Below are 11,736 nucleotides of genomic sequence, written 5' to 3'. Positions count from 1 at the left end.
AATGCAAGGGCATGTCCCACGATGTGAGCTGTGGAACATCCGGCTGATGTTTCAGTCGCCGGTGTGCGCCGGGATGCCGAGAACGGCGAGGAAGGCGGTTGCCGCGGGCGTGCGGCCTGCGCGGCTCCAGATGACGTACTCGACCCGGGCCGGCGCGTCGGTGACCTCGATGGTGACAACGCCGGTCAGCTGGGGCGCGTAGGCGGCGGGGAGCATGGCCACGGCTAGACCCGGCCCGACGAGTCGGGCGATGTAGTCGGCGCTGGTCACTTCGAAGGCGACGTCACGGTCGAGACCGGCGGCCGCGAAGGCCTGGTCGGATTGGATTCGCCCGGCCGTGCCTGCTGGGAGGTCCACGAAAACCTCGGATGAAAGTCTGTGCAGGTCGACCAGTGTTTCGGCAGCGAGGGGATGGTCCGGGGCGACCACAGCGACGAGTCGATCGCGGGCGAGTTCGTGAACGGCGACGCTCTGGGGCCGCGCCGTGGTCGGCAGCCCCAGGAAGGCCACGTCGACGGCGCCGTCCCTGACCTGTTCGATGAGGTCGTCGCTCGCGCCCACCCGCAGGTCGATGCGCACCTGCGGGTACTGCCGACGGAAATCGCGCAGTGCGCCCGGGAGGTCGACCGCGGCGACGGTCGGGATCAGGCCGACGGCGAGCCGCCCGCGTATCTCACCGATTGCCGCGGCGACCTCAGCGGCTGCGCGCTCGGCGGCGTCGAGACACTGACGGGCGGCGGGGAGGAACGCCGCACCGGCCGGTGTCAGCCGCACCCGGCGGCTGGTGCGCTCGAAGAGGCGCGCGCCGAGTTCGCGTTCCAGGCGCGCGATCTGGTGACTGAGGGCGGACTGGACTACCAGACATCGTTCGGCGGCCCTGGTGAAGCTATTCGTCTCGGCGACCGCGACGACGTAGCGCATCTGCTGGAGCTCCATGGATCAATCTTGAATCGAGATTGATCCGGTGACAAACATGTGTTGGACTCATTGATCGTGGCCGGGTGAGACTGCGAGTGTGAAAAGTTCAGTAGCACAGCGGGTTTCCGGTGCTTCGACGGTAAACCTGCCTCGCGCCGGCCTGACGGCGCTCGCGCCTTTGGCGTGGGGCACGACCTATGTCGTCACCACCGAACTTCTCCCGCAGGGACATCCACTCTTCGCAGGACTGTTGCGGGCGCTGCCCGCCGGTCTGATCGCGTTGGCGCTCACCCGGACGCTGCCGCGCGGGACCTGGTGGGGGAAGGCCGCCGTGCTCGGCGTGCTGAATATCGGGCTGTTCTTCCCGCTGCTGTTCGTCGCGGCCGAACGACTGCCCGGCGGTGTCGCCGCGACCTTGGCGGCAGCCCAGCCGCTCATCGTGGCGATCCTGGCCGTGACAGTTCTGCACGAGAGCCCATCGGCATGGCGGATCGGCTGGGGTGCAATGGGGGTGGTCGGCGTCGGCCTGGTGGTGATCGGGCCGAATGCGGCACTCGACAGCATCGGGATCGTCGCGGGTCTGGCTTGCGCGGCCACGATGGCGCTCGGCGTGACGCTCACCAAACGCTGGGGACGGCCCGCCGAGGTGAGCCCCACGGCCTTCGCCGGTTGGCAACTCACCGCGGGCGGTCTGTTCCTGGTGCCCGTCACCTTCGTCTTCGAGGGCGCACCTGCTGCGATCGACTCGGACGCCGTCCTCGGCTACCTCTGGCTGGGTCTGATCGGCGGCCTGATCGCCTACGTCCTGTGGTTCCGCGGCATCACCACATTGCCCGTCAACTCCGTTTCGATTCTCTCCCTGCTCTCGCCGCTGGTGGCCGCCGTGCTCGGCGCCGTTCTGCTCGGCCAGACACTCGGCCCGATCCAACTCGTGGGGTTCGCGCTCTCACTCGCCGCCATAGTCGCGGGACAACTTCCCGTTCCCACCCTGGAAAGGACACCTCGATGAAGATTGCCGTCGTCGGAGCCGCAGGCATGGTCGGTTCACGCGTCGTCGACGAAGCCGCGAGCCGAGGCCATGAACTCGTAGCCGTATTCCGGAAAGAGCGGCCGACCACGCTGCCCGCTGGAGTGGTCGCCGTCGCGCAGGACGCCGACCAGATGAGCCGATTGCTCGACGGCACCGACGCGATCGTGATGGCGACTCGTCCGGCTCCAGGACAGGAAAACACCGTCGCCGCAACCACGACGGCGTTGCTCGACGCGGCCGCGGCAGTCCGAGCGCGCATCCTCGTCGTCGGCGGCGCCGCACCGCTGCAGATCCCCGGACGCGCAGACCGGCTCGTCATCGACAGCCCTGAGTATGTGCCGCCCGCGATCCGCCCCATCGCCGCCGCAAGTGTCGCGCAACTGGAAGCCTGCCGAACAAATTCGGCCAACTGGATCTATCTCAGTCCGCCCGCCCTCCTCGAACCCGGACATCGCACCGGAAAATACCGGCGCGGCACCACCACCCTCATCACCGATGCCGATGGCGCATCCCGAATCTCGGCCGAAGATCTCGCCGTGGCAGTCGTCGACGAACTCGAAATCCCCTGCGATACCCAACATTTCACCGTCGGTTACTGATAAGCCGAATCTCCGGTCTCGCCGCCGCGCTCGCCTGCCTCGGTGTCGCCGTGCTGCTGCCCGCGGATCGGGCGGCGGCCGATGGTGCATTCCCCGCCGTGATCGACCTGCCCTCTTCAGTGCCTGCACCCGATCCGCACCGGTACGACGAAATTTGCGACGGGTATCGGCGACCGGCACCGCCGGTCGCCGATACCCGTTACATCAGGCCGGTGATGTGCCGTCCCGGCCGAGATGCCGGGTGAAGAAACGGACCGCACTGTCGACTTCGAACCGGGGTACCCCAGCGTGTCCGCCCGCATTGGCGTGCAACGTCTTTTCCTTCGAGGCGAAGGCGTCGAACAGCGCGAGCCCGGATCGGCGATCGACGAGTTCGTCGTCCCACTGGAGCAGGAATTCGATCGGGACGGTGATCTGTGCCGCCGCCTCGGTCAGGGTTTCGTGCCCGAGGCAACCGAAGACCGCGGCGCTGATCCTGGGTTCGACCGCCGTCAACGGCACGCCGATTCCGGTGCCCTGCATGATGCCCCAGAAGCCGATCGGCGCTTCGGTGCCGAGCTCCGGCAGTTTCTGAACAGCGTCGATGGTCGCCTGCCATTCGGGTACGGCACGTGCCGCCAGGTCGAGGTGGATCTCGACGACGATCGGGCCGATGGGTTCGCCCGCCGCCTGAGCCTGCCGTAACGCGGCCACATGCTGTTCGTCGGTCGCCGTTCGGGACCGGTCGCCATGTCCAGGCGCGTCGAGGGCGGCGACATGGAAACCGCAGGTCGTCACGAAGCGGTGGGCGCGGCCCAGGATTCCCGGGGCTCGTTTGTGCTGGCCGCCGCCGTGCGCCATCAGGATCAGGGGTGCACCATTCGCGCGGGACTCGGGTGACCAGAGCACACCGGGGACCTCGCCCAGAATGAAGTCGCGTTCGATGACACCGTTCGATGATGTCTGCGAGGTGAAATGCATTTGGTTGTTGCCTTTCGGGATTGCCTTGTAGCGGCACTCCCGGCGACACCTACCGCAATCGCCCGACCGTGAACCCGAAGGGGAGCACCCACATGGATACAGCGTTCATGGGTCTCACCTCCTCGCGCGATCTCACGGTCTCCGGCACGCTACCAGCCCGGATGCCGTCGCGCCCAACCATTTCCCATCGGTGACTCGGACCGATCGGGAATCGCGAAGCACCAGGCAGCGAGTCGGAGCTGGCAGCGATCTCAGCTTTCGGCCCTGAGCGGACTACGCGACGAGGGTGAGGTGCGCGCTCGCGGTCCCGCCGGCGCGCGTCATCAGGCGGGTAATGGCCTCGGCGACCTTCCTCGGCTGCTCGAGGATCACCGAGTGGCCGGCGCCGTCGACCAGGACGAAATCCGAGTACTCGACGGCGGCGGCCATCGCGACGGAATGCGACGGCGGCGTCATCAGGTCGGCGCTACCGCACAGCACCAACGTCGGGATCTTCGACAGGACCGCGAGGGCGTCGGTCTGGTCGAAGACCATGAAGGCGCTCAGGAAGCTCGCCATCGTCACGATCGGTGTCTCGTTGTGCATCGCGTTGGCGAGCGCGAGCACCCGCGAGCTCACCTTGCGATCGCCGAATTCGGCGGTCCGGATGATCGGGGCGAAGACCTTGCAGGCCACGACCTTGGCGTGGTGCATCAGTCCCGGAGCGCGTCGGACGGCCGCTTGGAATGCGGATACGGCCGGATTGCGCAGCAGACGGCCGAAACCGGCGTCGGCAATGCCACTCGCTGCGGTCGCGATGAGCGCGACGCCGGTGATGCGCGTGCCGATCTCGTGCGGATTCTGGCTGACGTAGGTGAGCACCGTCATGCCGCCCATCGAGTGGCCGACCAGGACGACCGGCCCGGTGGGGGCGACGGCGTCGATAACGTCGCGCAGGTCCTTGCCGAGCTGCTCGAGGTGGTAGGTCCGCCGGGAGGCCGCGGCGGAATCGCCGTGGCCGCGATGGTCGTAGCAGACGATCCGGGCGCCGGGGTACTGGCGCACCAGCGCGTGGCGGACGTAAGTCCACGACGCGGTGCGCAGGCAGTGCCCGTGCAGCAGGACGACGGTGAGGTCGGCGTCTCGCGGGCCGTATTCACGAACCGCGAGTTCCACGCCGTCCTCGGTCGAGACCGTGGCACGACGTTCCGCCGAGGTGGCGATGGTGCTGGTGATCGACATCGGGGGCTCCGGTTCGGTTGCGGTGACTTGATTAACTGTCCGCCGCATCGCCCGCCGATATCAGATCCCCGAGTGCTGAGCTCGTGCCCCCAAGGTGGACCGGATCACCACCAAGGTGTCACCGGTCGGCGCGCCAGCGCGCTGTCACCCGTCCGATCTCGGTTGCCGGAGGTTCGTGGTAGAGCCATTCCCTGGCGATTCGGTGCCAATTGTTCGTGGTCCCCAATTGGCCCAACACGGCGAGGGTGAACAGGTCTGCGCGCCGCTAAACTGAGCGACGCTCATCTTCTCGAGACAGTTCGGCAGGAGGGTGCGATGCCGCCGAAAGCCGTTGGGCAGCGCCGTCGTCCGACACAGGAACGCGCCAGGGCGACCCGAGAACACATACTCGACGCCGCCGCAAAGCTTTTCGGGGAGCGCGGTATCGCCGACACCTCGACGAACCGGATCGCGGCCGAGGCCGGGGTGAGCATCGGCACCGTCTATCGGTACTTCGCCGACCGCTCGGTCATCGTCGAAGAGCTGCTCAGGCGCCTGCTCGAAAACGTCGAAAGGCGCTTTACCGAGCGGGTCTTCGGGCTGTCGGACAAGCCGATGCTGGAAATGATCACCGGCATCCTGGAAGTCATCACCGACGAACTGGTGGCCAACGCCCGATTGGTGCGCGCACTGGTGGCCGGAGTCCAGTTCTACAGCAGCGGTATTCCCGAATTGGAGCCGCGGCTGCGGCTGCTGGTCAAGCTGCTGCTGATCCAGCTGCTCGGCCCCGGTGACGATCACGAATACGATGTGATGACCTTCGTGCTGATCAACACCGGTTTTGCCGCGGTGCTCCGCGCATCGGCGCTCGAGGTCGACAGCCGGGAGCGCAAAGAGGCGATCGAGATGACCGCGCGGATGATCACGGCGATGGCCGAGGCCGAAATCAAGGCCAGGACGGCCTGAGGTCGCGGCTTCAAAAGTGAGCACTTCCCCATCTATTGGTCGGTGAGCGCTCCTCGACGTCGGCGAGAATCAGCATTGTGCCTGGTAGCCGACTGTGATTGCGGCCGTTGCGGATTGTTAAAAGAGGAGTAGAAGGTGAGCGAGCGCTCGGTTTAACGTTTTCTGACACAGCAGGCAGCGGATAGGAGGTCATACGTGACGATCGAGAGTCTCGTTCGGCCCGAACGCAATGGGCTGGATCGGCCGATTACGCCATCCACGCGCGATATCGACAGGTTGACCCGTGAGGTGATGGCACATCTCGCGGAGTCGGACGAACAGTGCGGCGCGCTGCCGGGACAAACGCTGGTCCGCGATGTGAAGGCCGTGGTCCGGATCTGCCTGGGATGGCTGATCCAGTGCGTGAACGGGCACGCGCTGCCGACGAAGACCGACCGGCTCGCGATTGCGGCCGCCGGATGTACCCGGGAAGGGGTCCCCGTCGATACCGTTCTGCATGCGGTTCACGAGGGCTTCAGAGTGGGACTGGATCTGATATTCGCTCGTACGGGTCCGGCGGACGTACTCGGCGTCGTCAGGGGCGCGACTACGGTGCTGGAGCTGTCGAAGCTGATCACCGCCGCCGTGAGCAAGGCCTACGTTCTCGAGCACAAGGCCGTTGCCGCCGAGCAGCAGACCGCGGCGCACAGCCTGACCTCGGCGTTGCTCGCCGGCCATCTCGATCCCTCGGCGGCGCGGGAAAGCGGTTTACCGATCGCCGACGAGTACTCGGTGCTCGCCGTGGCGATTCCGGCGCATCCGGATGAGCGCCATCCGCAACTCGACGGACAGGTCGTCGCGCGCCGTAAGCTCCGCCGCCTCCAAGCCGCACTCGCGACCATATTCGGAGGAACGGCGCTGTCGCTGTTATCCGTCGACGGCGGAACGATTCTCGTCCCGTCCACCGCGCGGACCGATCCCGAACTCGACGGCTTGGTGCAACGGATGTCGTCGGCGACGCAGGTGCCGCTCACCGTCGCCGTTGTCACCGCCCGCCCCGACGAGGTGCCCACCGCCGCCCGCCATGCCCACGAACTCCTCGACACCGTGCAACAGCTCGAATTGGCGCCCGGCGCATACAGATTCACCGAACTGGCGCTGCAATATCAACTGACCCGTCCTGGGCTGGGACGTGACGTCCTCGTCAACCGGCTCACCCCACTGCACGAACACCCGGACCTGTTGGAAACCCTCCAGATCTACATCGACACCGGCCTGAGTCGAACGCGTGCCGCTCGCAAACTGTGCGTCCATCCGAACACCGTCGACTACCGACTCCGCCGAATAGCCCAGATCACCGGCTTCGACCCCACCGAACCCAGCGGACTGTGGTATCTGCGCTCCGCCCTCGTCGCCCGCGCCGGAGGGCGATCGGCGGTCTCGGGGAATCATGCCGTGTGATCCGCGGGGGAGGGCGACGGCTCCGTAGCCCCTGCCCCCGAGACGTGCGCTCGTCGAGCGGATCGACGTCGGGACAGTAGCGATTGCAGTACGACGAGCGCACCCGCGACGAGCACGAGCATGCCGATCACCCGGAATCCGCTGTCTGCACCCGAAATGAACGCTGCGACAATGTCATCGGTGCGGTCGGAGATGGCCAGTGCCTGCGCTACGGTGTGTGGATCGTGGTCGGCGCGGATCTGCGACGGTAGTGCGGCGACGAATCGTGCGGTGAGCACCGTGCCGATGACGGCGACGCCGAGGGCGCTGCCGAATTCGCGGGTGGTGGACTGCAAGCCGGCCGCGACCCCTGCCTGTTCCGGCGGCAGCGCCCCGGCGATCGCACCGGACAATGTCGGAAGTGCCAGCGCCACACCGATTCCCATTACGACGAGCCACGCGGCGTATTCGGCATAGGGGGTCTGCACGCCGCTCGTGGACAGTCCGAGCAGTCCGCCGCCGACGAATACGAATGCGAGCGCGGTGGTGGCGTCGAGCCCGATCCGCTGTGACAGTCGTCCGACATGCTTGGCGCCGAGGATGATCGGGACGGTGAGCGGGATGATCCCGAGACCGGTTTGCAGTACGCCGAATCCCTTGCCGTACTGCAGGAACGACGCGTTGACGTAGAACAGCGCGAACATGCCGAAGAAGACCGCCGTCATACCGAGGCAGGCGCTGCGCAGGGCCGGGAGGCGGAACAACCGCGGATCCAGCAGCGGGTGTTCGACTCTCAGCTCGACAATAGTCCATGCGGTGAACAACGCTGCGGCACAGGCGAATCCGGAGATAACGATCGCACTGTCCCAACCCGCTTCTGGCCCGTGGACGATGCCGAGCAGCAGCGCGACCGACGCACCGACCAGCAATACCGCGCCGAACGGGTCGAGCCGACGATCATGGCGTGGCGACACCGGCGCGATCCGTCCCACGAGACCAGCGAGCACCAGCGCGATCGGCACCACACCGGCGAACAGCCAACGCCACGAACCGCCCGAAAGGATCGCCCCGCCACCGACATTGCCGACGACTCCACCGATGCCCGTCATCGATGCCCACACCGCGATAGTCGCGCCCTTGCGCTCAGCGGGAACAGCGTGCAGCAGGACGGCGAGCGTATTGGGCAGTACGGCGGCAGCACCGATTCCCGTGACGGCCCGACCGGCCAGCAGGAACGCCACGTTCGGTGCCGCTGCGGACGCGAGCGCGCCGAGCGCGAAAAGCCCCAGTCCGAATAGCAGAATCCCCTTGCGCCCGAAGCGATCTCCCGCCGCACCGCCGGGGATCACCAGACAGGCGAAGACGATCACATAGGTGTCGACAATCCAGACCAGGGCCGACGCGGACGGGCGCAGTGCGCTGGTGGCGAGCAACGGGACGGCGAGATTGATCGCGGCGACCATGCCGACGACCAGCACGACGCACGCGCAGATGACCGCGAGCAGGCCGCGCCGCGAGGCCGAACGCGTCGGCAGGTCTGGAGCGTGATTCAGGACATCGAATTGCATGGCCACGACGTTATGGACGGGTGCAGTCTCCGTGCCACGCAACTTCCACAACTAATTATTGCGTACAATGCAACTGTGCCAGAGCAACTCGATCTGAACCTCCTACGCGTATTCGATGCCCTGCTCCAGGACGGCAGCGTCACGGTGGCGTCCGAGCGCCTACATCTGTCCATCCCGGCGACCAGCCGGGCTTTGGGCCGGTTGCGGCGGGCGATGGGCGATCCGATCCTGGTGCGTGCCGGTCGTGGGATGGCTCCGACACCTTTCGCACTGCGCACCGCGCCGCGGGTACGGTCCCTGCTGGACGAAGCGTCGGCACTGATCAGCGCCGATCGCGAGGTTACGGTCGCAGAATTGCAGCGCACCTTCACAATTCGCATCAACGACGGTGTGGCCGCGACCCTGGCGGCGGTGGCGGTCGATGCCACGGCCGCGGCCGCTCCCGGCGTGACGCTGCGCTTCGTCGCGGAGGGCAGCGAGAGCATCGAGGCGCTGCGCGACGGCTCGGTCGATCTGGATATCGGTGCGGGCGACATCGTCGCTCCAGATATGCGATCAGCTGTGCTGTACCGCGAACGAATAGTGGGCATCGTCCGGGCCGACAGCCCACTCGGCCCTCGCCCGACATTGCGGCAACTGTGCCGATATCCCCACGTCTCGGCCTCTCGCCGCGGTCGTGCTCGCGGGCCACTCGACGACGCACTCGACGCCGCGGGCTTGCAACGCCACGTCGCGGCCGTTGTGCCTACTTCCGCCGTCGCCGCACTCCTGGTCGCCTCGAGTCCGTACATCGGACTCGTCCCGCAACGCCTTGCCGAGCAATACGGCCAGTCCCTCGGCCTTCGCTGGTTTCCGGTCCCCGCACCCCTCCCGGAGGTCGAAGTGCGACTGTTCTGGCATGCCCGCCTCGACGCCGACCCGGCACAGCGCTGGCTCCGCGACACCATCCGCGACGCACTCCGTCCGCCGCGTGAATCTTCGGATCGCATCGATTGATCAGTTTCGAAGAAGCCCGGCGTGGGGTCGGCTCCATAGCATTGGAAACGTTCCCAGCGAGACGATCACGGAGGAAAAGACGATGAACCAAGCGCAGAAGTCCACCAAGGCAACCACCGCGAAGAGCCCGGCCTCGGTCGGATTCTCCGAAGAAGAGCGGGCCGCGATGAAGGAGCACGCCCAGGAGTTGAAGACCGCCGCGCGGCGCGGCTCGCGGGCTACCAAGGCGGATGGGGAAGCCGACGTAGTCGCCAAGATCGCAGAGATGGCGGAACCGGATCGAACCATGGCCGAACGGATCCATGCGATCGTCAAAGCCAACGCACCAGCTCTTACGCCGAAACTCTGGTACGGTATGCCCGCGTATGCCATGGGCGGCAAGGTCGTCTGCTTCTTCCAAACCGCCGAGAAATTCAAGTCGCGGTACGCGACGTTCGGCTTCAACGACATCGCGACCCTTGATGAAGGCACCATGTGGCCGACCGCCTTCGCGCTGACGAAGTTGACGGCCGCCGATGAGGAACGGCTCGGCGCGCTCGTGAAGAAGGCGGTCCGCTGAGGCGAGAGCGATTGTCGCGCAAACTATGATGATCTTTCCGATCGGTAGGAGGTGTGCGGGTGGGTGCAGCACGGTCTGGAAATCATTGGGGTTGGCTGGGCAAGGCCGGCGCTGTGCTGGCCGCAGCTGTTCTGCTGTCGTCGATCGGAGCGGCGGTTGCCACCGCCACACCGAGATTGCGCACCCCCGCGGGTGGTTACGAGGACCTGTTCGTGCCGTCGAGCATGGGGCCGATCAAGGTCCAGGTGCAGTGGGCGGCCCGGGGCGGGAACGCGGCCCTCTATGTGCTCGACGGTCTGCGCGCGCCCGCCGATCACAGTCAGTGGGTCAGCGATACCGACGCGCTGCGCCAATTCGCGGGCGACAACGTCACTTTGGTGTTCCCGGTCGGCGGTCGCTCGAGCTTCTACACCGACTGGTACCGACCCAGTAGTACCAATGGTCAGCAGGCGACGTACAAATGGGAAACCTTCCTCACCGAGGAGTTGCCCGCGTACCTGGCGCGGTTCGGCGTTTCGCCGACCAACAACGCCATCGTCGGTGCTTCTATGGGCGGGAATGCGGCACTGACGCTGGCCGGCCACCATCGCGACCAATTCAAGTTCGCCGGATCATTTTCCGGCTTCGTGCACCCGACTTTTCCGCTCTGGAACGAAGCGATGCGCGCGGCCATGTGGGACGAGGGCAACTTCAATGTGGACGATATGTGGGGTCCGGCCGATGACCCCGCCTGGAGCCGCAACGATGCCACCAACCAGGCGGAGTTGCTGCGCGGGCTGCCGGTCTACGTCTGCACCGGCAATGGCCAGCCCGGACCGCTCGACCTGCCGTACGGACTCGGCAACACGGTGAATGCGATGGCCCTCGAAGCGATGACGTTGACGTCGGCCCAGATGCTGCGTGATCGAATGTCGGAACTCGGCATCCCCGCGCGCTTCGACATCATCAACGGAACACACACCTGGCCCTATTGGCAGCAAGCGCTCGCGTCGGCGCGTCCGATGATCCTCGACGCGCTCGGCGCGCACTGAACTCAGGATTGGAAGATCGCCGATGTGACGGGCACATCGGCGAAGCTGTAATACCAGCCGTTCCACGTATCGGCGACAATCACCTGGATCGCATGACCACGCGCCGGACCGTCGGTGATCAACCACAAGCCATTGCCGTATCCGGTCGCCGGGCTGATGCTGCCATCCGACCATGTGAACTGGGCCGAACTGGGCGTACCGGGTGCGTTCCATGGAATGGTCACATCGAACTGACCGGAGCCGATACCCGGAAGCAACGAGCTGACGCAATCCCGCAGTGTGGCAGTGCGCCGGATACTCTGCGCCGCGCTACCGGTGCCGGGCACCAACCGGCCGGTCATCAGACCGCCCTGGCGGCAACCGCCGCTGCCCGCACTCGGTGGGGAGGCCTGCACCTGCGGCGCGCCCAGCACCGGCAGGGCGCACAGCACCGCCGTTATCAGCACGCTTCGACGAATAGACACCGCACCACCTCCCTACGACGGGACAG

General features: G+C 66.3%; 12 protein-coding genes and 1 pseudogene. 7 read left to right on the top strand and 6 right to left on the bottom strand.

The window, feature by feature from the left end; all coding sequences use genetic code 11:
• Positions 1-51: 51 nt before the first annotated feature.
• On the bottom strand, positions 52-936 hold the full coding sequence (locus ACQPYR_RS27660; protein WP_433621867.1) for a LysR family transcriptional regulator: 885 nt from the start codon (positions 934-936) through the stop codon (positions 52-54).
• Positions 937-1,015: 79 nt separating this feature from the next.
• Between ACQPYR_RS27660 and ACQPYR_RS27655 the strand changes: the two genes are divergently transcribed.
• A complete protein-coding gene (locus tag ACQPYR_RS27655; RefSeq protein ID WP_433621866.1) occupies positions 1,016-1,927 on the top strand; it encodes an EamA family transporter in 912 nt (303 codons plus the stop codon).
• Positions 1,924-2,547 (top strand): NAD(P)-dependent oxidoreductase, encoded by a 624-nt coding sequence (locus ACQPYR_RS27650; protein ID WP_433621865.1) that lies wholly within the window; start codon positions 1,924-1,926, stop codon positions 2,545-2,547. Before ACQPYR_RS27655 ends, ACQPYR_RS27650 begins: the two co-directional genes overlap by 4 nt.
• Before the next feature lie 204 nt (positions 2,548-2,751).
• Here the strand turns inward: ACQPYR_RS27650 and ACQPYR_RS27645 are convergent, their stop codons facing one another.
• From ACQPYR_RS27645 to ACQPYR_RS27635, 3 genes and pseudogenes are all read right to left on the bottom strand, one after another.
• Positions 2,752-3,507: an alpha/beta hydrolase gene (locus ACQPYR_RS27645; RefSeq protein ID WP_433621864.1), complete on the bottom strand. Its 756-nt coding sequence runs from the start codon at positions 3,505-3,507 to the stop codon at positions 2,752-2,754.
• Positions 3,508-3,780: 273 nt separating this feature from the next.
• On the bottom strand, positions 3,781-4,728 hold the full coding sequence (locus ACQPYR_RS27640) for an alpha/beta fold hydrolase (protein ID WP_433621863.1): 948 nt from the start codon (positions 4,726-4,728) through the stop codon (positions 3,781-3,783).
• Between the two features lie 118 nt (positions 4,729-4,846).
• Positions 4,847-4,993, bottom strand: a pseudogene (locus ACQPYR_RS27635) (AarF/ABC1/UbiB kinase family protein); the annotation flags it as partial.
• 50 nt (positions 4,994-5,043) lie between these two features.
• On the opposite strand from ACQPYR_RS27635, the gene ACQPYR_RS27630 reads away from it, so the two are divergent.
• Positions 5,044-5,673 carry a TetR/AcrR family transcriptional regulator gene (locus ACQPYR_RS27630; RefSeq protein ID WP_433621862.1) on the top strand — a complete coding sequence of 210 codons (630 nt, stop codon included), beginning with the start codon at positions 5,044-5,046 and terminating at the stop codon, positions 5,671-5,673.
• Between the two features lie 195 nt (positions 5,674-5,868).
• On the top strand, positions 5,869-7,113 hold the full coding sequence (locus ACQPYR_RS27625) for a PucR family transcriptional regulator (RefSeq protein WP_433621861.1): 1,245 nt from the start codon (positions 5,869-5,871) through the stop codon (positions 7,111-7,113).
• Here the strand turns inward: ACQPYR_RS27625 and ACQPYR_RS27620 are convergent.
• The gene (locus ACQPYR_RS27620; protein WP_433621860.1) at positions 7,101-8,660 is read right to left on the bottom strand and encodes an MFS transporter; all 1,560 of its coding nucleotides are present in this window, start codon (positions 8,658-8,660) and stop codon (positions 7,101-7,103) included. The two genes, ACQPYR_RS27625 and ACQPYR_RS27620, sit on opposite strands and share 13 nt — an antisense overlap.
• Positions 8,661-8,735: 75 nt before the next feature.
• Between ACQPYR_RS27620 and ACQPYR_RS27615 the strand changes: the two genes are divergently transcribed.
• Genes ACQPYR_RS27615 through ACQPYR_RS27605 form a run of 3 tightly spaced genes read left to right on the top strand, consistent with a single transcriptional unit; the run spans position 8,736 to position 11,246 of the window.
• The gene (locus tag ACQPYR_RS27615; RefSeq protein ID WP_433621859.1) at positions 8,736-9,656 is read left to right on the top strand and encodes a LysR family transcriptional regulator; all 921 of its coding nucleotides are present in this window, start codon (positions 8,736-8,738) and stop codon (positions 9,654-9,656) included.
• Complete coding sequence (locus ACQPYR_RS27610) at positions 9,631-10,215, top strand: iron chaperone (protein WP_433621858.1); 585 nt, start codon at positions 9,631-9,633, stop codon at positions 10,213-10,215. Before ACQPYR_RS27615 ends, ACQPYR_RS27610 begins: the two co-directional genes overlap by 26 nt.
• Before the next feature lie 59 nt (positions 10,216-10,274).
• Complete coding sequence (locus ACQPYR_RS27605) at positions 10,275-11,246, top strand: alpha/beta hydrolase (protein ID WP_433621857.1); 972 nt, start codon at positions 10,275-10,277, stop codon at positions 11,244-11,246.
• Between the two features lie 2 nt (positions 11,247-11,248).
• Here ACQPYR_RS27605 and ACQPYR_RS27600 read toward each other — a convergent pair whose 3' ends face one another.
• Positions 11,249-11,710, bottom strand: coding sequence for a hypothetical protein (locus tag ACQPYR_RS27600; protein WP_433621856.1), 462 nt, complete (start codon positions 11,708-11,710; stop codon positions 11,249-11,251).
• Positions 11,711-11,736: the final 26 nt, after the last annotated feature.

The sequence above is a fragment of the Nocardia sp. CA-120079 genome (assembly GCF_050955745.1).
Taxonomy (GTDB): Bacteria; Actinomycetota; Actinomycetes; order Mycobacteriales; family Mycobacteriaceae; genus Nocardia.
This window is presented reverse-complemented; position numbering and strand designations above follow the sequence as displayed.